Origin of the sequence: Corallococcus caeni, assembly GCF_036245865.1 — a bacterium.
Lineage (GTDB): Bacteria > Myxococcota > Myxococcia > Myxococcales > Myxococcaceae > Corallococcus > Corallococcus caeni.
On sequence record NZ_BTTW01000003.1, the window covers coordinates 873,649 to 899,827 of the forward strand.

The following is a 26,179-nucleotide window of genomic DNA, read 5'->3' on the forward strand; positions in this document are numbered from 1 at the left end:
CCCTTTCGCGGGGGCGGCGCGTCGCCATGACCGAGACCGTCGACGCCCCCGTGTCCCCGAAGGGGCCGGCTCCTCGAAACATCGCTGATGCCTTCGAGGCGCAGGCCTCGCTTCGTCCCCACGCGGTCGCCATCCGCTGTGACGGACAGCAGCTCACGTACGCGGAGCTGGAGGCCCGCGCGAACCGGCTCGCGGGCTGGTTGAAGGCACAGGGCGTGGGCCGTGAGCGGCCCCAGGTGGGCGTGTGCCTGCCACGCTCGGTGGACCTCGTTGTCACACTGGTTGGCATCCTCAAGGCGGGGGGCGCGTACGTCCCGTTGGATCCGGAGTACCCCTCAGAGCGGCTCGCGTTCATGGCCACGGACTCGCGCGTGCGGATCATCGTCACGCACGCCGGGCTTGAGTCGCGGCTGCCCTCGGGGGACTGGCGCACGCTCTGCCTGGACACGCAGGCGGAGGCGCTCGCGGGCTTCGGTGAAGGGCCCATCGCGCGGGACGTGGTGGAGGACGACCTGGCCTACGTCGTCTTCACGTCCGGCTCCACGGGCCGGCCCAAGGGCGTGTGCGTGCCCCACCGGGGCGTGCTGCGGCTGGTGCTGGGCGCGGACTACGTGCACCTGGGGCCGGACGAGGTGCTGTTGCAGCTGGCGCCCGTGGCCTTCGACGCGTCCACGTTCGAGCTCTGGGGCGCGCTGCTCAACGGCGGCCGCGTGGCGGTGTTCTCGCGCGGGGCCGCCGCGCTGGACGAGCTGGGCGACTTCCTGCGCGCGGAGCGGGTGACGACGGCGTTCCTCACCACCGGTCTGTTCAACACGCTGGTGGACCGGGGCCTGCCGGGGACGGAGACGCTGCGGCAGCTCTACACGGGCGGCGAGGTGATGTCCCTGCCCCACGCGCGCCGGGCGCTGGAGGCCCTGCCGCGCACGCGCATCTTCAACTGCTACGGCCCCACGGAGAACACCACCTTCACGAGCTGCCAGCTCCTGCGCGCGCCGCTCGGCTCCGAGCCCGCGCCCATCGGCCACGCCATCTCCGGCACGCGGATGTACGTGCTGGACGCGGACGGGCGCGAGCTGCCCGTGGGCGCCGTGGGCGAGCTGTACACGGGAGGCACCGGCGTCGCGTGGGGCTACTGGGAGCGACCCGAGCTCACCGCCGAGCGGTTCCTGCCGGATCCCTTCAGCCCTGAACCGGGCGCGCGCATGTATCGCTCGGGGGACCTCGCGCGCAGGCTCGAGGACGGCGCGGTGGACTTCGTGGGACGCGTGGACCACCAGGTCAAGGTGCGCGGCTTCCGCATCGAGCCGGGAGAGGTTGAAGCTGCGCTGCGCCTGCATGCCTCCGTTCAGGAGGCCGTGGTGATGGTGCGCGAGGACGTGCCGGGAGACCGGCGGCTCGTGGCGTACGTGACGGCCTCCGAGCCCCTCACGGCGCCAGCGCTGCGAGCCCACCTGAAGGCCCACCTGCCCGTGCACATGCTGCCCTCGGCCATCGTCGTCCTGGACGCGATGCCGCTCACCGCGAACGGCAAGGTGGAGCGCAAGGCCCTGCCGGATCCGCGCGACTGCCCCGGGGCCGAGGAGGACTTCGTCGCGCCGGAGACCGCGCTGGAGCGGACCGTCGCGAAGGTCTGGGCGGACGTGCTGCGCGTGGACGCGGTCAGCGCCACGGCGGACTTCTTCGAGCTGGGTGGGCAATCCCTCCTGGCCACGCAGGCCATCGGCCGCCTGTGCGACGTGCTCGGGCGTCCCGTCCCGCTGCGCTCGCTGTTCGCCCTGCCCGTGCTGAGGGACTTCGCCGCCGCGCTGGAGGCAGCCGCTCCCGCGGCGGAGCGTGCCGAAGCGCCCATCCCTCCGTGCGCGGATGCGGAGCGGGAGCAGCTGTCGTTCGCGCAGCAGCGGCTGTGGTTCCTGGACCAGTGGATGCCGGGCTCCGCGCTGTACTCCCTGCCGTTCGCGTTCCGACTGGAAGGCCCCCTGGAGTCGGCCGTCCTGGAGCAGGCGCTCCAGGCCGTGGTGGACCGGCATGAGTCCCTGCGCACTTCCTTCCCCGGTGAGGGCGCCGCCATCCAGCATGTCGCCGCGCACGTGCCCGTGACGCTGGAGCGCGCGGAGAGCGGCTCGGAGGCAGACACGCTCGCGTGCATGCAGCGTGAAGGGGAGCGTCCGTTCGATCTGGCCCGGGGTCCGTTGTTCCGCGCGCTGCTCATCCGTGAGGCGGAGCAACGGCACGTGCTGGTGCTCAACCTGCACCACATCGTCTCCGACGGCTGGTCCTTCGGCGTGCTGTACCACGAGCTGTCCACCGCATACCGCGCGCGCGGAGCCGTCACCGACCTGTCATCCCTGCCCATCCAGTATCCCGACTACGCGGCGTGGCAGCGCCAGTGGCTCCAGGGAGACGTGCTCCAGCGGGAGCTGGGCTTCTGGAAGGAGCAGCTCGCGGACGTGCCGCATGTGCTGGAGCTGCCCACCGACCGGCCGCGCGCCGCCGTGCAGCGGTTCGAGGGCACCGTCCATCGCTTCACGGTTCCCGCCGGACTTCACGGTGCGCTGGAGGAACTGGCCCGCCGGGAAGGGGCCACGCTGTTCATGGCCCTGCTCACCGGGTTCCAGGTGCTGCTGTCGCGTTACAGCGGCCAGCGGGACTTCGTGGTGGGCACGCCCATCGCGAACCGCACGCGAAAGGAGCTGGAGGGGCTCATCGGCTTCTTCGTCAACACGCTGCCCATCCGTGCGCGCTTCCAGGGGGAACCCTCGTTCCTTCAGCTCCTCGGACAGGTGCGCGACCGCGCGCTGGGGGCCTATGCCCATCAACACCTGCCGTTCGAGAAGCTGGTCGAAGCGCTCCAGGTCGAACGTGAGTCGAGCCGCACGCCCCTCATCCAGGTGCTGTTCGCGCTCCAGAACGCGCCCACGTCACGGCTCCAGTTCCCGGACGTCACCGTCACCCCGCTGACGCTGGACACGCGCACGTCCAAGTTCGACCTGTTCCTCGCGCTGGAGGAGGCCGGTGACGAACTGGTGGGCACGCTCGAATACGCCACCGCGCTGTTCGATGCCGCCACCATCGAGCGCCTGACGGGGCACTACCTCCAGGTGCTGCGCTGCTTCGTGGAAGCGCCGGATCGGGCCACGGGGGACGCGGTCTTCCTGTCGGAGGTGGAGCAGCGGCGGGTGCTCCGGGACTGGAACGCGTCAGCACGTCCCTACCCTTCGGAGCTGTCCATCGTGGACGCCTTCGCGTCGCAGGTCGCGCGGCGGCCCGACGCCATCGCCGTAAGCCATGGCGCCGTGACGCTCACCTACGCGGACCTGGATGCGCGAGCGGAGCACCTGGCCCGGCGGCTGCGGACGCTCGGGGTGGGCCGGCGCACGCCGCAGGTCGGCGTGTGCCTGCCTCGCTCGGTGGACCTCATCGTGTCGCTCGTCGCCATCCTCAAGGCGGGCGGCGCCTACGTCCCGCTGGATCCGGAGCATCCCGCCGAGCGGCTCGCCTTCATGGCCACCGACGCGCGGCTGGTCGCCATCGTCACGCATGAGGCCCTGGCCTCCGGGCTGCCTCCGGGTTCATGGACGCCCGTGTGCCTGGATGTGCCCTGGGACGCCGTGTTGGAAGCGCACGCGGCTGAGTCCGTGATGCCGGTAGATCTGGCGCACATCATCTACACCTCTGGGTCCACGGGCCGCCCCAAGGGCGTGTGCATCCCGCATCAGGGCGTGGTGCGCCTGGTGCTCAACCCCGACTACGTGCACCTGGGGCCCGGCGACCGGATGGCGCAGTCCACGACCATCGCGTTCGACCTGTCCACGCTGGAGATCTGGGGTGCGCTGCTCAACGGGGCCACGCTGGTCCTGTTCACCAAGGACGAGATCATCGACCCGGACGTCCTGACACGCAGGCTCCAGGAAGAGCGCGTCACGCACATGGTGCTCGCCACGGCGCTGTTCAACCACGTTGCCCGCACGCGGCCCGAGGCCTTCCGCCACCTGTCCTGGATGATCTTCGGCGGCGAGGCCGCGGATGTCGCCAGCGTCAACGCGGTGCTCTCGCACGGTGGACCCACGGCGTTGATCAACGGCTATGGCCCCACGGAGAACACGTCGTTCAGCACGTGGCACCGGGTGCCGCACGCGGGCGTTGATTCCGTGCCCATCGGTGGACCGCTCGCCAACAGCACGGCGTACGTGCTCGATGCCCGGCTTCACCCGGTTCCTCCCGGCGTCGTGGGCGAGCTGTTCGTGGGTGGCGACGGATTGGCGCTCGGGTACTGGGACCGGTCCGGCCTCACCGCGGAGAAGTTCATCCCCCATCCGTTCAGCGACACGCCCGGCGCGCGGCTCTATCGCACGGGGGACCTGGTGCGGCAGCGCAGGGATGGCGTCCTGGAGTACGTCGGCCGCCGCGACCACCAGGTGAAGCTGCGCGGCTTCCGCATCGAACTGGGCGAAGTGGAAGCAGCGCTGCGGCAGCACCCCGCCGCAAGGGAGGCACTCGTGCTGCTGCGCGAGGACACGCCGGGCGACCGCAGACTCGTGGCCTACGTCGCGGCCTCGGGCGTCGCGGAGGCGGTGTTCCGCGAGTTCCTCCAGGCCCGGCTCCCGGGCCACATGGTGCCCTCCGCGTTCGTGGTGCTGGAATCGCTGCCCCTCACGCCCAACGGGAAGATCGACCGGCGCGCACTGCCCGTCCCCGAAGCCTCCAGCCCCGAGGGCTTCATCGCGCCCCGGAGCCCGCTCGAAGCGCGGGTCGCCGGGATCTGGGCCTCCGTGCTCGGCGCGCGCGAGGTGGGAACGCACTCCCACTTCTTCGACCTGGGAGGCCACTCGCTGCTGGCCACGCAGGTGGTGTCACGCGTGCGAGAGGCACTGGGCGTGTCCCTGCCCGTGCGCGCCCTCTTTGAAGCACCGCGCCTGGAGGCGTTCGTCCGGGTCGTGGAAGGGCTGCTCGCGGAAGGGCGTTGGGATTCCTCGCGCATCCCGGTGACGCCGCGTGGCGCCGGGCTGCTTCCGCTGTCCTTCGCGCAGGAGCGGCTGTGGTTCCTGGGCCGGCTCCACGACGCACCGGGCGTCTACAACATGCCCATGGCCCTGCGCCTGGACGGTCCACTGGACGTCGCGGTGTTGCGCGCCAGCCTGGAAGCCCTCGTGCTGAGGCACGAGTCCCTTCGCACCATGTTCCCCGAAGGCGACCTCCCCACGCAGCATATCGTCGAGGAGTCCATCCTCACGCTGGAGGTGCAGCGGTTCGAGGCCTCGGGACCGGAGGACGTGCGAGTCCAGGCGCGCTTGCAGCAGGAGGCGGAGCGGTCCTTCGACCTTGCGAAGGGGCCCCTGTTCCGGGCGCTCCTGCTCGAGCTCGAAGGCACGTGTTCGGTGCTGGTGCTCAACCTGCACCACATCGTGTCCGATGGTTGGTCGCTGGGCGTGCTCTACCGCGAGCTGTCCTCCGAGTACCACGCTCGTCTCCAGGGTCACGCGCCGAACCTGTCCCCACTGCCCTTGCAGTACGCGGACTACGCCGCGTGGCAGCGCCACTGGCTCCAGGGAGACGTGCTCCAGCGGCAGCTCGACTTCTGGAAGGAGCAGCTCGCGGACGCGCCACATGTCCTGGAGCTGCCCACGGATCGTCCGCGTCCCGCGGTACAGCGGTTCGAAGGCGCCACGTACCGCTTCACGTTGCCCGACTCGCTCCAGCACCTCCTGGCGGCCCTGGGCCGCGAGGAAGGGGCCACGCTGTTCATGACGCTGATGGCGGGCTTCCAGGTGCTGCTCTCGCACTACAGCGGCCAGCGGGACTTCATCGTCGGTACGCCCATCGCCAACCGCACGCGTGAGGAGCTGGAAGGCCTCATCGGCTTCTTCGTCAACACGCTGCCGCTGCGGGCCCACCTGCGTGACGGTGCGTCCTTCCGCGAAGTGTTGCGGCAGGTGCGCGACCGGGCCCTGGGCGCGTATGCGCATCAGGAGTTGCCGTTCGAAAAGCTCGTGGAGGAGCTGCACGTCGAACGCGCGCTGAGCCATGGACCGCTGGTGCAGGTGATGTTCGCCTTGCAGAACGCGCCCGGCACGTTGCCCCAGCTTCCGGGCCTCCAGGTCCAGGCGCTGGAGCTGCCGCTCCAGACCTCCAAGTTCGATCTCAGCCTGATGCTGGAGGAGACCGGAGACGGGCTCTCGGGCGTCCTCGAATACGCGAGCGCACTCTTCGAGCCCCGCACCATCGAGCGGATGGCCGCGCACCTCCATCGTCTGCTCGAAGGCGCGGTCCGCCAGCCGGATGTCGCCGTCCACACCCTGCCGTGGTTCCTGGAGAGGGAGCGGCAGCAGGTCCTCTTCACCTGGAACGACACCGCGCGTCCCTACCCGCGCGAAGCCTCCCTGGTGCGTGCCTTCGACGCGCAGGTGGCCGCGCGGCCAGAGGCCATCGCCCTGCGCCACGGCACCCGAGCCCTCACCTACGCGGAGCTGGACACCCAAGCCAATCAGCTCGCGTGGGCGCTCAAGGCCCAGGGCGTGGGGCGGGATGCGCCGCGCGTGGGCGTGTGCCTGCCCCGCTCCATCGACCTCGTCGTGTCGCTCGTCGCCATCCTCAAGGCAGGCGGCGCCTACGTGCCGTTGGACCCGGACTATCCGGCGGACCGCCTCGCCTTCATGGCCAACGATGCGCGGCTCGTCGCGGTCGTCACCGAATCGGCGCTCGCTGCGCAGGTCCCCGAAGGTCCCTGGACGGTCCTGCGGCTGGACGCGCTGCCGGTGGGGCTGGCACGCCACGCCCCTCCGGATGCGGGCACGGGTGATGACCTGGCGCACATCATCTACACCTCCGGCTCCACGGGCCGCCCCAAGGGCGTGTGCATCCCGCACCGGGGCGTCGCCCGCCTGGTCCTCAACCCGGACTTCATCCAGCTCCGTCCCGAGGACCGTGTCGCCCAGACGTCCACGGTCGCCTTCGATGCCTCGACGTTCGAGCTGTGGAGCGCCCTGCTCAATGGCGCGACGCTGGTCCTGCTGTCGAAGGAAGAGGTCATCGAGCCCAGGGTGCTCGCGCAGCGAGTCCGCGAAGAAGGCATCACGGTCCTGTTCCTGACCACGGCGCTCCTCAACCACGTCGCACGCACCGACCCGGCGCTCCTCAAAGGCCTGCGCTGGCTGCTGTTCGGTGGCGAGGCCGCGGACCCGGCCTGCATCCGCGCGCTCCTCTCCCACAGCGCGCCCGACCATCTCATTCACGCCTACGGCCCCACGGAGAACTCGGCGTACAGCACGTGGTTCTCTCCGACGCGCGTCGAACCCGATGCGGTGACGGTGCCCATCGGGCGCCCGGTCTCCAACAGCACTGCCTACGTGCTGGACGCGCACCTGTACCCGGTGATGCCGGGCATCGTCGGCGAGCTGTTCGTCGGCGGTGACGGCCTCGCCTGGGGCTACTGGGAGCGGCCCGACCTCACCGCGACCGCCTTCATCCCCCACCCCTTCGCCTCCACCCCGGGCGCACGCCTCTACCGCACGGGAGACCTCGTCCGGCAGCGTCATGACGGCGCCTTCGACTTCGTGGGCCGCCGCGACCACCAAGTGAAGGTGCGCGGCTTCCGCATCGAGCCGGGCGAAATCGAAGCCGTGCTGCGCCAGCACGCGTCCGTGCGTGAAGCCCTGGTCCTCGTGCGTGAGGACTCACCGGGTGACAAGCGGCTCGTGGCCTACGTCACCTTCCGTGACGCCGTGAGCGCCAGCGACCTGCGCGCCCACGTCCAGGGGCTGCTTCCCAGCCACATGGTCCCCTCCGCGTTCGTGTTGCTCGACGCGCTGCCCATGACACCGAACGGGAAGGTGGACCGCCGCGCACTGCCGGTCCCCGAGGGCGAGGATCCGCCATCGACGGGCACACGGACGCTGAGCGCGCTGGAGCAGACGTTGAGCGCCATCTGGTGCGCGGTGCTGCAACGGGCGCACATCCCCGTCGATGCGAACTTCTTCGATCTGGGCGGGCACTCGCTGCTGGCCACGCAGATCGTCTCCCGGATCTCGCAGGTCATGGGCGTGCACGTCCCCGTGCGGACCCTCTTCGAGTTCCCCACCCTCGAAGCCCTGGCCGGAGCACTGGAGGCACGGACGCAGGACCCGTCCCATCCTGTTCCCGCGCTCGAGGCGCAGCACCGTGAAGGACCGCCGCCCCTGTCCTTCGCGCAGGAGCGCCTCTGGTTCCTCAACCAGTTCCACGCGGACCGGGCCGCGTACAACATGCCCATGGCGCTGCGGCTTGAAGGCACGCTGGACGTGGACGTACTGGAGCACGCCCTCCAAGCGCTCGTGGACCGGCACGAATCCCTGCGCACGGTGTTCCCGGGTGAAGGCGTCCCCGTGCAGCGCATCCTGCCCCGGCTGCCGGTGTCCCTCCGCCGGGCCGAGGCATCCTCCCGGGCCGAAGCCGAAGCCCTGCTGCGCGAGGACGCGGAGACGCCCTTCGAGCTCTCCGAAGGCCCGATGTTCCGTGCCCTCCTGGTCCGCGAGGACGCGCGACACCACGTGCTGCTGCTCAACCTGCATCACATCGTGTCCGACGGATGGTCGCTGGGCGTGCTGTACCGGGAGCTGTCCGCTGAATACCAGGCGCGTAAAGCGGGACGGGCCTCCGACCTGGCGCCCCTGCCGGTGCAGTACGCGGACTACGCGGCGTGGCAGCGCCAGTGGCTCCAGGGAGACGTGCTCCAGCGACAGCTCGACTTCTGGAAGCAGCAGCTCGCGGATGCGCCACACGTCCTGGAGCTGCCGACCGACCATCCCCGTCCCTCCGTGCAGCAGTTCGCGGGTGCCATCCACGTCTTCACCCTTCCGCGAACCGTGCTCGAAGCGCTTGAAGGACTGGGCCGCCAGGAAGGGGCCACGCTGTTCATGACGTTGATGGCGGGCTTCCAGTTGCTGCTGTCGCGCTACAGCGGCCAGAGGGACTTCATCGTCGGCACGCCCATCGCCAACCGCACGCGCGAGGAACTGGAAGGCCTCATCGGCTTCTTCGTCAACACACTGCCGCTGCGGGCCCACCTGCGTGACGGGGCGTCCTTCCGCGAAGTGTTGCGGCAGGTGCGCGACCGGGCCCTGGGCGCGTATGCGCATCAGGAGTTGCCGTTCGAAAAGCTCGTGGAGGAGCTGCACGTCGAACGCGCGCTGAGCCATGGACCGCTGGTGCAGGTGATGTTCGCCCTCCAGAACGCGCCCGGGACTCCGCCCCAGCTTCCAGGCCTCCAGGTCCAGGCGTTGGAGCTCCAGACCCCGACCTCCAAGTTCGACCTCACCCTGGCCCTGACCGAAGTTTCGGAAGGTCTCAGCGGCACGTTCGAGTACGCGACCTCGCTGTTCGAGCCCCGCACCATCGAGCGGATGGCCGACCACTTCCGCCGCCTCCTCGAAGGCGCGCTCCGTCAGCCCGACGCGGGCATCCACGCCCTGCCCTGGCTCTCCGAAGCGGAGCGCCAGCAGGTCATCACGGAATGGAACGACACCGGCCGGCCCTATCCGAGGGATGCCTCCCTCGTGCAGGCCTTCGAAGCCCAGGTGGCCACGCGGCCGGAGGCCATCGCCATACGCCACGGGGCCCAGACGATCACGTACGCGGAGCTGGACGCTCGCGCAAACCAGCTCGCGTGGACGCTCAAGGCCCAGGGCGTCGGACCGGAGGCGCCACGCGTGGGCGTATGCCTGACGCGCTCCATCGACCTCATCGTGTCGCTGGTCGCCGTGCTCAAGGCGGGTGGCGCCTACGTGCCGTTGGATCCGGACTACCCGGCGGATCGCCTGGCCCTCATGATCTCCGATGCGAAGGTGCATCGGATCATCACGGGGACGGCGACCTCTGCCCGGTTCTCTTCGGACAGCGTCGGGTGCATCCGCGTGGATGCGCTGGAGGCCACCGCGCATTCCGGCTCACCGTACGACGCGACGCGCTTCCATCCCTTGGAGCCCGCCTACCTCATCTACACGTCCGGCTCCACCGGCCGGCCCAAGGGCGTCTGCGTTCCGCATCAGGCCGTGATGCGGCTGGTGATGGATCCGGACTACATCCCGTTCGGCCCGGAGGACCGGGTGGCCCAGGCGGCGACGGTGTCCTTCGACGCCTCGACCTTCGAGGTGTGGGGCGCGCTGCTCAACGGCGCCACGCTGGTCCTGTTCTCCAAGGAGGAGATCATCGACCCCGCGACGCTGGCCCGGGGTCTGCGCGACGAGCGCATCACCGCGCTGTTCCTCACCACGGCTCTGTTCAACCACGTCACCCGGATGGAGCCCACGGCCTTCAATGGCCTGTCCACGCTCCTCTTCGGCGGCGAGGCCGTGGACCCGGCCTGCGTGAACCGGCTGCTGGCCCATGGTGGCCCTCGCAGGCTGTTGCACGTCTACGGCCCCACGGAGAACACCACGTTCAGCACGTGGCACCCCGTCACGGAGCCCGTCACCGGCACGGTGCCCATCGGCAAGCCCCTCTCCAACAGCACGGCCTACGTGCTGGATGCGCACCTGCACCCGGTGGCGGCGGGCATCGTCGGCGAGCTGTTCGTCGGCGGTGACGGCCTCGCCTGGGGCTACTGGGAGCGGCCCGACCTCACCGCGACCACCTTCATCCCCCACCCCTTCGCCTCCACCCCGGGCGCACGCCTCTACCGCACGGGAGACCTCGTCCGGCAGCGCCACGACGGCGCCTTCGACTTCGTGGGCCGCCGCGACCACCAGGTGAAGGTGCGCGGCTTCCGCATCGAGCCGGGAGAAATCGAAGCCGTCCTGCGCCAGCACGCGTCCGTGCGTGAAGCCCTGGTCCTCGTGCGTGAGGACTCGCCGGGCGACAAGCGGCTGGTCGCCTACGTCACCTTCCGCGTTGCCGTGACCGCCAGCAACCTGCGCGCCCACGTCCAGGCCGCGCTCCCCAGCCACATGGTCCCCTCCGCGTTCGTGCTGATGGACGCACTGCCACTCAACGCGAACGGCAAGGTGGATCGCCGCGCCCTGCCCCGTCCTTCGGACGCCACGGACACGGAGGAGGCCGGCGTGTTGCCCCGCACGCCGCTGGAGCAGCGGATCGCGGACCTGTGGGCGGAGGTCCTGGGACGCACGGCCATCAGCGTCACCGCGAGCTTCTTCGACCTGGGCGGCCACTCGCTGCTCGCGGCGCAGCTCGTGTCGAAGCTGTCGGAGCACTTCCCGTTCAAGGTCCCGCTCCAGGTCCTCTTCCAGAGCCCGACGGTCGCGGCGCTCGCGCAGTGGATCCAGGCGAAGCTCACGCCCGATGCACCGGTGGCCGCGCAGGGGCCCACGCTCCCCGAAGGCATCGTGCGGCTCCAGGAGGGACGGACGGACCTTCCGCCGCTGTGGTGCATGCACCCGGTGGGCGGCACGGTGTTCTGCTACCAGGACCTGGTGCGGGCGCTCGGCCCGGACCGCACGGTGTATGGCTTCCAGGCGCCGGGCGTGAACGGCGAGTGCCCGCCCCTGGGGAGCATCGAGCTGCTCGCGTCACACCACCTGAGCGCCATGCTCCAGTGGCAGCCCCGCGGGCCCCACTACCTCGTCGGCCTCTCCATGGGCGGCACCATCGTCTACGAGATGGCCCAGCGCATGCTCACGCTGGGCATTCCCCCCGCGCTGCTCGTCTTCCTCGACACGCCCGGCCCCGGCCAGATGCCCACGCGCTTCGAGGACGACGCCGCGCTGCTCGCGGCGATGTTCGGGGACGACACGCCCACGCTCGCCCAGCGGCTGCGTTCGCTGCCTCCGCACGAGCAGATGAAGGAGGTGCTGCGCCAGGCCCGCGAGGGCGCGACCGTGCCGGACTCGTATTCGCTGCGCGACCTGGAGATCTTCCTGGACGTCTGGAAGGCCCACATGCGCGCGCTCTTCAGCTACGAGCCCGTGCCCTACGAGGGACTGGCCACGTACCTCAAGGCCCAGGTGCACGTGCCGCCGCATCCGCTGCATCCGGAGCAGCCGTGGCAGGAGCTCGTGCGGCACGGGCTGGAGGTGCTGCCGGTGCCCGGCAACCACCAGACGATGATCGAACCGCCGCACGTGGAGACCATGGCGCGGCACCTCACCGAGTGCCTGCGGCGCGTCGAGGACTCAGCGCCCCGAAGCTCGGTCGCATAGCGGCCCGGAGAGCCCCCGGCGGCATGTCCGATGAGCGGACGGCCGGGGGGCGACACACGTCGAACCGGAAGGACTGGGAGCGCTGGAGCGTACTAGCGCCTCCATGACCAACACCATTCGACGCGCCTTCGCGGCGCTGCTGACGCTGACGTGTCTCGGGGCGCTGTCCGCCCAGGCCGCCACGGGTGTGCAGGGGCCCGTGCCCCCGGCCTTCCAGAACCGCTTGATGGTGGGCCTCTTCGAGGAGGCCGGCCAGAACTGGATGCGGGACAGCAACGTGCCGTGGGACGCGCGCTACCGCTACTTCACCAAGGGCTGGGCGGACAACTGGGGCTACGGCGCCCACGACGGCAGCTGGGCGGCCAGCTTCTTCACGGAGACGAAGGCGCAGGGCTACGTCCCCGTCGTCACGTACTACCAGCTCTTCGGTGAGGCGGGCGGCGGCGAGGGGGAGACGCTGGCGAAGCTGAAGAACGCCAGCACCATGCGCTCCTACTTCGAGGACGTGAAGCTGCTCCTGCAGCGCGCGAAGACTTTCGGCGGTCCGGTCATCGTCCACGTGGAGCCGGACGCGGTCGGCATCCTCCAGTCCCAGACGGCCTCCAACCCCAACGCGTACGCGGCCATCGCGGCCTCGGGGATGCCGGAGCTCGCGGGCCTGCCCAACACCGTCGCGGGGTGGAGCCTGGCGTTCCTCCAGCTGCGCAAGGCCGTGGGCGCGAACAACGTCGTGCTGGGCCTGCACATCTCCGCGTGGGCCAGCGGCAAGGACATCGCGTTCAACTCGCTGACGGATCCGCTCCAGCCGGAGGTGGACACGGTCGTCAACTTCCTCAAGCCGCTGGGGCTTGGCACCAACGTCACCGGCGCCACCTATGACGTGCTCGTGGGCGACCCGCTGGACCGCGACGCGGACTTCTACCGGCTCACGCAGGGCGCGGACCACACCTGGGACATGAGCGACACGGCGTCCCTCACGTCGCGCTCGTACAACCGCTACGCGGAGTGGCTGCGCCTCTGGAACCAGACCACCGGCAAGCGCTGGGTGCTGTGGCAGATCCCGCTGGGCAACTTCAACCACCTCAACATCAACAACAGCGGTGGCGCGCGCCAGGGCTACAAGGACAACCGCACCGAGTACTTCTTCGGCGCGAGCGGTGACGCGCACCGGCGCAAGTTCGCCAACGTGGGCGTCGTCGCGCTGATGTTCGGCGCGGGCGCGGGCGGCCAGAGTTCCTACCAGAACGACCAGGGCACCGACGGACAGCCCTACCTGAAGCAGCGCGCGGGCACGTTCCTCAACGCGGGCGGCCTCCTCCTGCCCGCGGCCGGCACCACGCTCCCGCCCCCGGGCGGCGGTGGCTCCACCGATGGCGGCACCGTGGACGCCGGCACCCCGCCGGTCGACGCGGGCACCGACGGTGGCACCCGTCCGGATGGTGGCACCGATGGCGGCGTGGACGGCGGAACGCGTCCGGATGCCGGCACGGATGCGGGCACCGGCACCTCCGACGCGGGCACCCCGGCGGACACCTCGAAGTACGGCTTCGAGTCCAGCACGCAGGGCTGGAGCGCGAGCGGCGCGGCCCTGTCGTCCGTGAGCACCACCACGGCCAAGGCCTACGCGGGCACCCGTTCGCTGGCCGTGCCCTTCAACGGCACGTCCGGCAAGGGCACGGTGGCCGTGGCCAACGCGGCCGTCTACTCCGGCAAGACGGTGACGTTCCGGTTCTGGCTGCCCACCGGCAGCAAGATCACCGGCGTCCAGCCCTACGCCCTGGAGGGCGCGGCCGCGAACTGGCGCTGGACGGGCAACTGGATCGCCGTCGGCAGCCTCCAGGCAGGCGCCTGGAACAACATCACCGTGAAGCTGCCCGCCGGCTCCACCTCCCCGCTGTACCAGCTGGGCGTGGAGTTCCAGACGACGGGCACGTGGAAGGGGACGGCGTACCTCGACGCCGTCATCTGGTAGTCCAAGCAGTTTCCGGTCCCGCGGGCGCGTGCAACCGCCCGCGGGACCGACGTAGGGTAGCGCCCCCCGTGAGCACCCTGCCCTCCGCCGCCCCCGTCTCCCGCGAGCGCGTGCGCGCCATCGACTGGCTGCGCGGCCTCTCCGTCCTCGTGATGATCCAGACCCACTCGCTCGTGCTGCTCACCCCCGAGCTGCGCAAGAGCGAGTGGACCGGCCGGCTGCTCAAGGTCGACGGGCTGGTGGCCCCCGCGTTCATCTTCTCCGCCGGGTTCGCGCTGGCGCTGCTGATGGTGCGCAGCGCCGCCGCGGGCGTGCTGCACGAGCGCGTGCCCCGCAACCTGCGCCGCATCGCGGAGGTGTTCGCGGTCGCGGCGCTCGTCAACGCCGTCTGGTTCCCCATCCGCACCGAGCCCGTGTGGCTGCTGCGCCTGGACATCCTCCACTGCGTGGGCCTGTGCCTGATCATCACGCTGCCCCTGGCCGCGCTGCTGGCCTCACGCCCGCGCGTGCTCGCGGGCACCGCGTTCGCGCTGGCGATGGTGGCGTTCGCGCTGGCGCCCTTCAGCGACTCCGCGGGCGAGCCCTGGGCGTCGTTCCTGCGCAAGTCCTCCTGGGCCCCCTTCCCGCTGGTGCCGTGGATCGGCTTCGCGTGGCTGGGCGCCTTCGCGGGCTGCATCGCGGGCGCGTGGGGCCGCAAGGGGCTGGCGCGGGCCCTGGGCTTCCTCATCGCGTTGGGGCTCGTGGGCACGCTGATGCCGGGCACGCTCAACGACCTCTACCCGCCGCACCGCTTCTTCGTCACCAACCCGTCCAACTCCGCCACCCGCTTCATGTGGGTCTGCGCGGTGCTGCGGGTGATGCTCTGGGTGGAGGCCCGGATGGCACCGGACGCGAAGCCCTCGCGCGCGCGCCGCTTCCTGGAGGTGTTCGGCACCGCGTCGCTGTCCGCGTACTTCTTCCACGAGATGCTGCTGTACTACCGCGTCTTTGGCGTCTTCTCGTTCCAGAAGGTGTGGGGCGACTCCAGCGGGTGGCTGAAGTACGCGGGCCTGCTCGCGCTGCTCATCGCGTGCACGTTCGTGCTGTGCCTCGCGTGGGATCCGGTGGAGCGCGCGGTGAAGAAGGCCTTCACGCGCGCGGGCCAATGGCTGCTCAGTGCGCCGCGCTGGCTGCGGCCTGTTCGAAGGCGCGGATGATCTCCGGCGGGGCCTGGACCAGCTCAATCAGCACGCCCTCGCCGCTCAGCGGGAACTGATCACTCGCCTTCGGGTGGATGAAGCAGACGTCGAAGCCCGCCGCGCCCTTGCGGATGCCGCCGGGCGTGAAGCGCATGCCCTGCCCCTCCAGCCACTTGACGGCCACCGCCAGGTCATCCACCCACAGCCCCACGTGGTTGAGCGCGGGGTCGTGCACCTTCGGACGGCCGTCGGGGTTGACGGGCTGCATCAAGTCCACCTCCACCTTGAAGGGGCCCGCGCCCGCCACGACGATGTCCTCGTCCACGTTCTCCTTCTCGCTGCGGTAGGTGCCATGGGCCGTCAGGCCCAGCGTGTCCACCCACAGCTTGCGCAGGGCGCCCTTGTCCAGCCCTCCGATGGCGATCTGCTGGATGCCCAGAATCCGGAACGGTCGTGTCGTCTCCATGGGCGGGGACCGTCGCAAAAGGGGTCCCCCCACGCAAGCGCGGGCCACGGGCGGGCCCGGGAAAAATTCACTGGATAAACCCATTCCGGAGGTCGGCCGTTTCCAGGGGCACGCTGACCTACTCCCGTCGTCCCGGAGCCGCCCCATGTCCCCGTTCTTCTCGAAGCGCCGCGTGTCCTTCGTCAGTGGTGCCCTCCTCTGCGCCAGCCTCGTGAGCGCCTGCTCCTCCATGGAGCCGGCGCAGGGCGTGACGCGCGGCGAGCTCCGCCCCCAGGCCGTCGCGACCACCCAGAACGCCCCCGCTGACGAAGCCAAGGTCGACAGGGCCGAGCTCCCGCCCCCGCCGCCCTCCACCCCGGCCGCGGCTCCTACCGCGCGCATGGCGCCGGAGCCGGAGATGCGCCGCGCGGCGCCCGGGAAGAAGTCCATGGCCGCCCTGGGCGCGGCCTCGGGCGGCGCGCTCGCGATGGGCGAAGTCGCCCCGATGCCGGTCCAGCAGCCGAAGGAGAAGTCCAAGCTGGAGCTGGGCGACGACAAGAACGTCGCCGAGGGCGGCAACACCTTCGAGGCCTACAAGGCCAACGCCTTCACGGAGACGGCGAAGGACAACCTGTCCACCTTCGCGGCGGACGTGGACACGGCCTCCTACTCCATGGCGCGGCGCTACCTGCAGCAGGGCCAGCTGCCGCCCACCCAGGCGGTGCGCGTGGAGGAGTTCGTCAACTACTTCAAGTACCGCTACACCCCGCCGGAGGACGGCGCCTTCACGGTGCACCTGGAGGGCGCGCCGTCGCCCTTCAACGCGCGCCGCCAGTTCGTGCGCGTGGGCGTGCAGGGCAAGGTCGTCTCCCGCTCGCAGCGCAAGCCCGCGCACCTAGTGTTCCTGGTGGACACCAGCGGCTCCATGGCGTCGTCGGACAAGCTGCCGCTGGCCATCGAGTCCATCAAGGTCGCGGTGAAGAACCTCAACGAGAACGACACCGTGGCGCTCGTCACCTACGCGGGCTCCACGCGGGACGTGCTGCCCCCCACGCCCGCCACGGACGTGAAGAAGATCCACGCGGCGCTGGACACGCTGGTCGCGGGCGGCGGCACGGCCATGGGCTCCGGCATGGAGGCGGCCTACAAGCACGCGGTGAAGAAGGCCGCGGGCGGCGTGGTGTCCCGCGTGGTGGTGCTCACCGACGGTGACGCCAACATCGGCCCCAACCTGAGCCCCAAGGCCATGCTGGCCAGCATCGAGAAGTACGTGGCCGAGGGCGTCACCCTCACCACCGTGGGCTTCGGCATGGGCAACTACCACGACTCGCTGATGGAGCAGCTGGCGGACAAGGGCAACGGCAACAGCTTCTACGTGGACAGCATGAAGGAGGCGCGCAAGGTCTTCGAGACCCAGCTCACCGGCACGCTGGAGGTCATCGCGAAGGACGTGAAGTTCCAGGTGGAGTTCAACCCGAAGGCCGTCAGCCGCTACCGCCTGATGGGCTACGAGAACCGCGACATCGCGGACAAGGACTTCCGCGACGACAAGGTGGACGCGGGCGAGATTGGCGCGGGCCACACCGTGACGGCGCTCTACGAGGTGGAGCTCACGGGCGACGCGCCGCAGGAGCTGGCCACGGTGCGCATCCGCGCCAAGGCGCCCAACGGCACGGAGGCCAAGGAGCAGGCCTTCCCGCTCACCCGCGCGAACCTGAAGCCGTCCATGGAGGCCGCCTCCACCGACTTCCGCTTCGCCGTCGCGGTGGCCGCCACCGCGGACATCCTCCGCGCCGCGCCCGCCGCGGAGGGCTGGAGCCTGGCCACCACGCAGAAGCTGGCGGAGGGCGCCGTGGCCGGTGACGCGGACCGCACCGAGTTCGTCCGCCTCATCGGCCAGGCGCGCGCGCTGACGACCGCGTCCGCCAGCGGCCGCTAGGCAGTCCGCAGCACCGGGGAGAAGCGCAGCAAGGGGGGCCCTGCCCGCCACCGGAATGAGCCGGTGGCGGGCAGGGCTTTTTTCGGAGGGTGCGTCAGATGACGGTGATGTTGGGGGGCGTGGTGGTGGTGAAGAAGTTGGCGAAGCTCGCGTACCAGTAGGTCCCCGACTGGTTGTTGATCTTGCACGCCTTGGTGCCGGAGGCGTTCACGGTGGTCCCGTTGCTGGCGATGCTGAGGCTGCCCGTGCTGATGCTGCCCGTCATGTAGTCGCAGTAGATGTCCGCGTTGCGCGTGGTGGAGAGCGTCGTGGGGTCCACGCCGCGCACGGCCATGACGGTGGCGGACGAGCCGCTCCAGCCGTTGCGCATCGTGAAGCCCACCGCGAGCCCCAGGCTGGAGCCGGAGAGCGACACGGTGCCCGGCGGGCTCAGCGGCACGGTCTGGACGACCACCGATGCGCCCGTCGTCAGCGTGCAGCTGGCGCCACCCGTGCGGGTGATGACGACGTTGTACTGCGGCGGCGAGGTGGTGATCTGCACCGTGGTCGCCTCGTAGTCACAGCCCTGCGAGGACGCCGTCGTCAGCCGCGCGCCCTGCTGCGCCAGCTCCACGCCGTCCTCCTGCTCCGGACCGCCACAGGCGGAGAGCACGAGGGCAGAACCCAGACACACCACGGACGTCAGCTTGTTCATCATGGGAATTCCTTTCCGATTTTCGGGAGGGGGAAGGCCCGGACGCTAACAAGCGCGTCCAACGGAACCAAGACGGGGAGTCCTGGCTGCCGTTGACGCGGAGCGACGCGTGTATAGTGCGCGGTATGAACCGACCCGCTTCGTGGAAGTCCTCGCTGGTTTTGACCCTGGCCACGCTTGCCTGTGGGGCATGCGGGGATTCCGCCTCCGGTGGAGGCGTGAGCCTGGGTTCCGAGCAGAAAGGGATTGCGACCTTCTACGACGCCAACGGGGGCGGCAACTGCTCCTTCGAGCCCGGCGGCGATCAGATGGTGGCCGCGATGAACCAGGCGCAGTACGACAACAGCGCCGTCTGCGGCGAGTGCGTGGACATCGTCGGCCCCAAGGGCACCGTGCGCGTGCGCATCGTGGACCAGTGCCCTGATTGCGATAAGGGCCACCTGGACCTGTCGCGCGAGGCCTTCGACAAGGTGGCGGAGGCCAAGGACGGCCGCGTGGACATCACCTGGACGCCGGTGTCCTGCGACGTGGCCGGCCCGGTGGAGTACCACTTCAAGGACGGCAGCAATCCCTGGTGGACGGCCATCCAGGTGCGCAACCACCGGCTGCCCATCAAGAAGCTGGAGTGGCGGCGCGACGGCGACTGGAAGGCCCTGGAGCGCCAGAGCTACAACTACTTCGTCTTCGAGGGCATCGGCGAGGGCCGCTTCCAGCTGCGCGTCACCGCCAGCGACGGCCAGCAGCTCGTGGACAGCGTGGAGAAGGTGCTGGACGACGGCTCCGTGGACGGGGCGGATCAGTTCGCGCCCCAGAAGTAGGCACGCCCCGCCGCCCCGTCCGTCACTGCGTCAAAGCCTCAGAACGTCATGATGGACGGGGCCGTGGTGCTGGTGAAGAAGTCCGGGTAGCTGGCCAGGTACGTGTTGCCCGTGCCCGTCTGGCCGTAGATGGTGCCGCTCTTGGTCCCGTACACGGTCAGCGTCGTCCCGTTGGAAGCGATGGACAGGCTGCCCGAGTAGATGGAGCCCCGGCCCAGGTAGACGGACAGCCCCGTGGACCGGACGATGTCCAGCGTGTCCGGCGCCACGTGCTTGATGCCCAGGGACTGGGGCGCGCTGCCGCTGACGCTGCTCTTGTACGTGTAGCTCACGGCCACGCCCAGGTCGTTGGCCACCAGCGACAGCGTGGGCGCCGTGCCCGTGGACGTGCCCACCACGACGCTGCCCGCGCCGTACGGGCAGGTGGCGTCCGCCGCGCGCGTGACGGTGACGTCGTAGATGGGAGGAAGCGTGCCCGGCTGCGCGGCGTACGACGCGGTGAAGGTGCAGCCCTGCGAAGTCACCAGGGCCGACTCCTGGGTGGCGAGGCCGTCCTCGCCCTCCACTCCACCACCGCACGCCGTGAGGCCGGCGACGGCGCAAAGCGAGACAACGGACTTGAGGTTCAGCATGGCATTGGACTCCAGGGTTGGGGTGTGTGCTGCGCCGCCCCTATAAAGCCCAATGCCAGACACTGAAAACATTTCACTGGCAATGCCTGCCGCCCATCAGAACGCGACGATGGACGGGGCCGTGGTGCTGGTGAAGAAGTCCGGGTAGCTAGCCACGTAGTTGCCGCCGGAGCCCGTCTCCCCGACGATGGGTCCGTTCTTGGTGCCGGAGACGGTCAGCGTCGTCCCATCCGGTCCGATGGCCAGGTCTCCGGAGCTGACGGAGTACTGGACGCCCGTGGGGTACAGGGTGGAGGAGCGGACGACGGTCAGCGTGTCCGGCGCCAGGTGCTTGAGATCCAGCGACCGGGCGTATTTGCCGTACGTGTAGGCCACGGCCACGCCCAGCTCATTGGCTGTCAGGGACACCGTGGGCTCAACGGCGTTGGAGGAGCCCACGAGCACGCTGCCTGCGCCCCAGGCGCAGGTGCTGCTCGCCAGACGGGTGACCGTCACGTCGAAGATGTAGGGGAACGGACCGGGCTGCCGCGGCGCGGAGGACACCGTGAAGGTGCAGCCCTGGGAGGTTCCCGTCACCAGCGCGGATTCCCGGGTGGCGAGCCCGCCCTGCCCTTCCACTCCACCACACGCCGTGACCGCGACGACCGCGCCCAGGGAAACAACGGACTTGAAGAGCTGCATGGCATTGCACTCCAGGGGTTTTGGGGGAACAGCCCCGCCCCATCTAAAGGCAAATGCCAGACGCGGAAAACGGATTCTCAATCCCTACCGTCCGGACGTCGCGGGGGTGCGAAGCCACCCGCGACGTTTGTGCAGTGCACCTACCGCCGCAGCATGCCGCGCAGGAGCTCCAGGGCCTCGGTGACGCCCTGCCAGACCTGGAGCGCCTTGATGCCCTCGCCCTCGCCCTGCACGTTGCGGCGGGCGGCGCGCTCCAGTGGCAGCAGCGCGCCCTCCACCAGTTCAATCTGCCGGCTGAGCTCCGCCGGGGACGGGCCGTTCGCGGCGCGCTGGAGCGACTCCGCGGGGGTGGGCAGGGACACCGACACCGGCCGGTCCGCCAGCGCCGTGATGGCCTTGGAGAGCTGCGCCATGTACGGGCCGAAGTCCGGCGCGGGCGCCTGGGGCATGGGCGCGTTGCGCAGCGTGGGCGCCTCCGCCTGCGCGGCCACGCGCTCCGTGAGGGCCTTGAGCAGCTGCGCCAGGTGCTTGAGGTACGGGGCCAGGTCCGTGGCCGGAGCCTGGGGGGCCTGGGGCGCGGCCGGGAGGGACACCTGCACCGGGGCGGGCGGCTTCTGGGCGGCCTCGCGGCCCACGCGGGCCACCTCCAGCACGGCCTCGCGCAGGGCCTCCAGGTGCGGGGCCACGGGCGTGTCCTCGCTGGGGGCGTTCGCCTGCGCGGCGGCCTGCACCACCGCGTCGCGCACGGAGCCCAGCTGTTCCTCGATGGCGCCCAGCTGTCCGGTGACGCGCGCCACGGGGTCGTCCTCCTTGCCCCCCATGCGCTTCACGCGGGCGAAGCCCTGCTTGATCTCCTCCCAGCGCTTCGCCTTCTCCGGCGTCAGGCGCCCGCGCATCTCCTGGAGCTTGAGCAGGTTCTGCTCCGCCGCCGTGGTGAGCGTCTGGGATTCGCCCTGGTAGTGGTCGTCGATGCGGCGCTCCAGCTCGTCGTCCGTCATCGCGGAGACGACCTTCTCAGCCAGCTTGCCCATGTTGCGGTAGCTGCCCTGCAGCTTGAACGGCGGCTCCGTCCGGAAGCGCTCGTCCTGCGCGGCGGACGCGATGTACTGGAGGTTCACCTTGAGCAGCACCTGCTGCACGCGGAACAGCCGCTGGAAGACGGCGATGATCTCCTGGAGCTCCGCGGCCGCGTAGCCGTGCTTCAGCTCGCCGGAGGGGACGTCCTCGCCCTTGGCCATCCGGATGAGGCGGTGCACGTCCTGCGGATCGCGCGTGGCCAGCGGCGCCAGCACCGGGTTGGAGGTGAGCGCGTTCTCCAGGTAGCTGAGGGCGAACAGCTCCTCCTTGCCGTCCAGGATGTCACCCAGGTTGTACGTGTCCGCGCGGTTGGCGAGCATGTCCGGGATGCGGAAGCGCTCGCCCGTCTCCGTGTACGGGTTGCCCGCCATCACCACGCAGAACTTCTTGCCGCGCAGGTCGTACGTGCGCGTCTGGCCATTCCAGACACCCTCCACGCGGCGCTGGCCATCGCACAGGGAGATGAACTTCTGGAGCAGCTCCGGGTCCGTGTGCTGGATGTCGTCGAGGTAGAGCATCACGTTGTTGCCCATCTCGAAGGACAGGTTGATGCGCTCCACCTCCTGCCGCGCGGTGGCGTTGGGCGCCTCCGCGGGGTCCAGCGACTTCACGGCGTGGCCCAGCGCCGGCCCGTTCACCTTCACGAAGGTGAGGCCCAGGCGGCTGGCCACGTACTCCATCAGCGTCGTCTTGCCGTAGCCCGGCGGCGACATGAGCAGCAGCATGCCCATGCGGTCCGTGCGCTTGCCCTCGCCCGCCGCGCCCAGCTGCTTGGCCAGGTTCGCGCCGATGAGCGGCAGGTACACCTCGTCGATGAGCCGGTTGCGCACGAAGCTCGTGAGCACCTTGGGCGTCAGCTCCTCCAGCCGCAGCTTGCGCCGCTCGCGGTCCAGCAGGTCGCGCAGGTACGCGCGGTAGGCCACGTACGCGGGCACGCGCACCTGGCGGAACTCGCCCAGCCGCGCCAGGAACTCGTCCAGGCGCAGGGACAGCTTGCGGTCCTGGATGCGCGGGTGGCTGCCCAAGAGGCCCGTGGCCTCCGTGGCGGTGATGGCGCCCGCCGCGTCGCGGTCCAGCTTGCGCTCCGTGAGGAGCACCACCGCCGTCTCCAGCGCGACGTGGGCCGCCTCGCCCGGGCCGCCCTCGCGCTTCGCGAGGAACGCGTCCACCCAGGCGCGCGCGATGCGCAGGCGCTCCGGCAGGTTCTTCTCCAGGCCGCGCAAATCTTCGTCGAACGCGGTGCGCGACCCGTGCCGGTCCAGGTGCGCGAGGAAGGTGTCCTTCAGCGCCAGGGCCTCACGGCTGGTGGTGAAGCGCGGCCGGTCCACCGCCAGCTCCTCCACGAGGTAGCGGCCCGCCTGCCGGCCCTCCGCGGGCGAAGCCGTGAGGCCATGCCCCTGGAGGAACGCGAGCACGCGCTCGCCCAGCTCATCCCCCAACGCCACCAGGTCCGCGCCGGTGTCGAACGCCTGCCGCAGCCGCGCCAGGCTCCGGGCGCGCCGGTGGAACACGCCGCGCAGCGTGTCGTCCCCGTCGAACGCCCAGTACAGCGCGGCCCAGGCGCGAGGCACCGGGGCGAAGCGCAGCAGGCCCGCGCCCTGGTGCAGCGCGAGCAGCTTCTCGAGAATGGCCGCCGCGTCCGCGTCGTGCACGCCGCGCTCGTAGCCCTCGTCGAAGCGGTCCGCCGCGTACGCGCGCACGCGCTCCAGGAGCTGCCCCTGCGCGCCGGCCTCGTACAGCGCCGTGGGCGTGAGGCCACCCTTCCCCTCCTCCGCGTCCATCAGCAGCCCGGCGGCCAGGTACTCCGCGCGGTACACGTCGCGCGTCTCGGAGACCAGGTGCTGATCCCAGAGCTCGCGGTACTTCAAGAGCTCCGGGTCCTCCAGCTTCTGCGTGTAGTCGGAGCCGGTGAGCTGGAGGTACAGCGCGCCGTCGCGCGGCACCAGCGTCAGCTCCAGCGGCTGGGTGTTCACGTGGAAGCGGTAGGGCCCCAGCTTGATGAGCCCCTCGCCGCCCTCGAACAGGTCCTGCTTGTCGCGCAGCGCGCGCAGGGCGTCCTGCTTCGCGGACTTCACCCGCGACAGCACCTCATCCGCGCGGACGCTGTCCTGGAGCGCCAGTAGCTGCTCCGCCAGCTGCCGCAGCTTGAGGATCATCGCGTCGGACGCGAAGTAGGCGTTGAGCTCGTCGTCCGCCTTGAACGACTTCGCCCGGCGCTGCACGCCCTGGAGGATGCGCTCCGCCGCGCCGAAGAGGCCCGAGGCCCGGCGCTGCCGCTCGTCCACCAGCGCCTGCTTGCGCGCGCCGAAGGCCTCCAGCAGCTCCTCGCGCTTCTGGGTAATTTGCCCCAGGAACTCGTCGAACTCGCCGAAGCGGCCCTCCAGCTCCTCCAGCAGCACGGTGAGCTTGGAGAGCGCCTCGTCGCACTTCTCCGGCGAGTCCGCCTGCGACAGCGCGTTCTCGATGCTCTGGCCCAGCAGCTTGAACTGCGCGCCGAACTCCGCGCGCTTCTCCTTGCCGGACAGCTCCTTGCGCTTCGCCTGGAGCCCCGCGCGCACGCGGTTCAGGCGGCTGAACAACTCGGAGATGCCTTCGAGGATGCGGGCCCGCGCCAGCGGGTCGCCCACCTGGAGCCCGCCCACCACCTCACCCAGGACCTCCAGGCCCTGGCCGGTGCGCTCCACGTCCTCGGCCAGCGGAGCCAGCTCCGCCGTCGTCGTCAGCGGCTCCAGCCGCTCCATCAGCCCGTCCAGCCGGGTGGCCAGGGGCTGGAGCGCCTCACCCTTCTGGAGGAAGTCCACGCACGCGGTGCTCACCGCGTCGGACGCGGCCACCACCGCCTGCTCCAGGGCGTCCACGCGCCCCAGGTCCATGTAGCGCACGTCCTTCAGCGTGATGAGGTGCCCGCGGTGCCGACGCAGGTCCGCCAGCGCGCGCATGAAGCCCTCCGCGTCGGTGAGCCCCTCCGGCTGCGCGTTGAGTAGCAGCGTCTCCTGCGCCTGCGAGGCCTGCGCGAGCGACTCCTCGGCGCGCTTGCGCATCGCGAGGACCTTCTCGAACTCGTCGATGATGAGCTCGGAGGTGCGGCGCAGCAGCTCGATGGGCTCCTGGAGCCCCACCTCCGCGTGGGAGAGCCAGTAGTACGCGTCCAGCGCGCGCGTGGCCGCGGAGACCAAGTCCTCGTAGGTGCGGCGCGTGGGCTTGTCCGTCTTCGCCACGCGCGGCAGCGTCAGCGCGTCGCTGATGCCGCGCACCAGCTCCGCGTTGCCCACCTTTCCCAGGTAGCCCGGCGCCGGGGGCAGCTTCGCCGCGTGCTCGTCGGAGACGAACGGCGTCTGCCACACCTGCATGGGGTGCACGCGGGTGGGCTCCTGCGACGTGGCGCGGAACACCACCAGCCCGCCGTCCGCGAAGAGGCTCATGCCGTTCGCCTGCAGCGGCGTCTGCACCTCCTTGCGCACCAGGTTGTACGGGAAGAGCATGTAGGCGCCGTCGTCACGGCGGTGGAAGACGTAGAGCACGTCCTCCCCGTTGGGCGAGCGCACGGCCTGGTGGAACTCCATGCCTTCGGACGCGCCGTCGAAGACCTTGTAGTCGCCCGTCTGCAGGTAGTAGCCGCCCGGGAAGACGATGCCCTGGTCCTCCGGCAGCCGCACGCAGGACTGGCCGATGGCGTCGATGCGCACCACGTGCTGGGTGCGCGAGTTGAAGACGAGGTAGCGGTACGCCTTCTCCCGGAACGGCAGGATGCGCAGGAGGATGAGGCCCCCCACCTGCGTCCAGGCGAACTCCGCGTCGTCCAGCGACTGGTCCGGGTCGTCCACCGGCTCGCTGTAGATGCCCCGGCCGGTGGCGGTGTTGTTCTCCACCTTGACGGTGAGGTCGCCCTTCACCGTCTCCACGAAGACCTGATCCAGCACGTTGACGTGCGGGTGCTGGCCCAGCACGTACTGCTCGCGCGAGGCCACCGTCCACTCGAAGTCGTGTGACGGCGGGTAGACGTGGTCGCGCTCGCCCTGGTTGTCCACGTAGGTGGCGCGGCCCTCCACGTCCACGTTGAAGCGGAAGACCTTGAGGTCGCGCGCGGACTGGCCCGTCTGGAACACCGCGAGCAGGCGCGAGTCCCGCCGCCGCAGCTGCAGCAGCTTCGCGTCCTTGTAGTACTTGTACAGCTCGCCAAAGTCCTTCACGAACCGGGGGTCCGCGAGGAAGCCGCCGGCCTCCGTGGGAGGCACGGCGGACAGGTCGAAGCCCTCGGCCGTCTTCTCGAAGCGGTGCAGCGAGAAGACGTCCGAGACGTTCGTCTCCTTCTTCAGGCCGATGAAGACGTTGTAGCCGAAGAGGAGGTACTTCCCGACGCTGACGATGTCGCGGGGGACGCAGTTGTTCTCCGTGCGCACCCGCTCGTTGCCGATGACGGTGAGTTCCGTGCCGCCGAACAGCGCCTTGCGCCGGGCGTTGAGGTCGTTCGCCTGGGTCGCCAGCGCGTCCGCCTGGGAGTGGAGGCGCGCACGGATGACCTCGTAGCTGCCGCCCTCCAGCGTCGCCTCGCCCCCGGGCACCTGGGTACCCGGGGTCTTGGAGCTGTCAGTTGCCATGGATGTTCACCGGAAAGGGA

At 70.3% G+C, this 26,179-nt stretch carries 10 protein-coding genes; 5 read left to right on the plus strand and 5 right to left on the minus strand.

Annotated elements, in window-relative coordinates; translation table 11 throughout:
• Positions 1-26 precede the first annotated feature (26 nt).
• The 3 genes from AABA78_RS17635 to AABA78_RS17645 all read left to right on the plus strand — a co-directional run bounded on the left by AABA78_RS17635 (position 27) and on the right by AABA78_RS17645 (position 15,293).
• Positions 27-12,125, plus strand: coding sequence for a non-ribosomal peptide synthetase (locus AABA78_RS17635; protein WP_338264193.1), 12,099 nt, complete (start codon positions 27-29; stop codon positions 12,123-12,125).
• Positions 12,126-12,228: 103 nt separating this feature from the next.
• Positions 12,229-14,097 (plus strand): hypothetical protein, encoded by a 1,869-nt coding sequence (locus AABA78_RS17640; protein WP_338264194.1) that lies wholly within the window; start codon positions 12,229-12,231, stop codon positions 14,095-14,097.
• Between the two features lie 68 nt (positions 14,098-14,165).
• Positions 14,166-15,293: a heparan-alpha-glucosaminide N-acetyltransferase domain-containing protein gene (locus tag AABA78_RS17645; protein WP_338264195.1), complete on the plus strand. Its 1,128-nt coding sequence runs from the start codon at positions 14,166-14,168 to the stop codon at positions 15,291-15,293.
• Here AABA78_RS17645 and AABA78_RS17650 read toward each other — a convergent pair.
• Positions 15,250-15,741, minus strand: a complete 492-nt coding sequence (locus AABA78_RS17650; protein WP_014397268.1) for a VOC family protein — start codon at positions 15,739-15,741, stop codon at positions 15,250-15,252. The genes AABA78_RS17645 and AABA78_RS17650 overlap by 44 nt on opposite strands.
• Positions 15,742-15,886: 145 nt before the next feature.
• Between AABA78_RS17650 and AABA78_RS17655 the strand changes: the two genes are divergently transcribed.
• Positions 15,887-17,659: a vWA domain-containing protein gene (locus AABA78_RS17655; RefSeq protein WP_338264196.1), complete on the plus strand. Its 1,773-nt coding sequence runs from the start codon at positions 15,887-15,889 to the stop codon at positions 17,657-17,659.
• A 94-nt stretch (positions 17,660-17,753) separates the two neighbouring features.
• Here AABA78_RS17655 and AABA78_RS17660 read toward each other — a convergent pair whose 3' ends face one another.
• A complete protein-coding gene (locus AABA78_RS17660) occupies positions 17,754-18,356 on the minus strand; it encodes a hypothetical protein (protein WP_338264197.1) in 603 nt (200 codons plus the stop codon).
• 215 nt (positions 18,357-18,571) lie between these two features.
• On the opposite strand from AABA78_RS17660, the gene AABA78_RS17665 reads away from it, so the two are divergent.
• Complete coding sequence (locus tag AABA78_RS17665) at positions 18,572-19,171, plus strand: expansin EXLX1 family cellulose-binding protein (protein WP_338264198.1); 600 nt, start codon at positions 18,572-18,574, stop codon at positions 19,169-19,171.
• Between the two features lie 38 nt (positions 19,172-19,209).
• On the opposite strand, the gene AABA78_RS17670 is transcribed toward AABA78_RS17665, so the two are convergent.
• The 3 genes from AABA78_RS17670 to AABA78_RS17680 form a co-directional block, all read right to left on the minus strand.
• Positions 19,210-19,803: a hypothetical protein gene (locus AABA78_RS17670; protein WP_338264199.1), complete on the minus strand. Its 594-nt coding sequence runs from the start codon at positions 19,801-19,803 to the stop codon at positions 19,210-19,212.
• A 96-nt stretch (positions 19,804-19,899) separates the two neighbouring features.
• Entirely contained in the window at positions 19,900-20,484 is a 585-nt protein-coding gene (locus AABA78_RS17675; RefSeq protein WP_338264200.1) for a hypothetical protein, read from the minus strand.
• A gap of 140 nt (positions 20,485-20,624) precedes the next feature.
• A complete protein-coding gene (locus tag AABA78_RS17680; protein ID WP_338264201.1) occupies positions 20,625-26,159 on the minus strand; it encodes a DNA repair ATPase in 5,535 nt (1,844 codons plus the stop codon).
• Positions 26,160-26,179: the final 20 nt, after the last annotated feature.

Excerpts from the sequence above, each read along its gene's own strand:
- AABA78_RS17650 (WP_014397268.1), bottom strand. The coding sequence starts at position 15,741 with ATGGAGACGACACGACCGTTCCGGATTCTGGGCATCCAGCAGATCGCC.
- AABA78_RS17670 (WP_338264199.1), bottom strand. The coding sequence starts at position 19,803 with ATGCTGAACCTCAAGTCCGTTGTCTCGCTTTGCGCCGTCGCCGGCCTC.
- AABA78_RS17635 (WP_338264193.1), top strand. The coding sequence starts at position 27 with ATGACCGAGACCGTCGACGCCCCCGTGTCCCCGAAGGGGCCGGCTCCT.
- AABA78_RS17680 (WP_338264201.1), bottom strand. The coding sequence starts at position 26,159 with ATGGCAACTGACAGCTCCAAGACCCCGGGTACCCAGGTGCCCGGGGGC.
- AABA78_RS17655 (WP_338264196.1), top strand. The coding sequence starts at position 15,887 with ATGTCCCCGTTCTTCTCGAAGCGCCGCGTGTCCTTCGTCAGTGGTGCC.
- AABA78_RS17640 (WP_338264194.1), top strand. The coding sequence starts at position 12,229 with ATGACCAACACCATTCGACGCGCCTTCGCGGCGCTGCTGACGCTGACG.
- AABA78_RS17660 (WP_338264197.1), bottom strand. The coding sequence starts at position 18,356 with ATGATGAACAAGCTGACGTCCGTGGTGTGTCTGGGTTCTGCCCTCGTG.
- AABA78_RS17675 (WP_338264200.1), bottom strand. The coding sequence starts at position 20,484 with ATGCAGCTCTTCAAGTCCGTTGTTTCCCTGGGCGCGGTCGTCGCGGTC.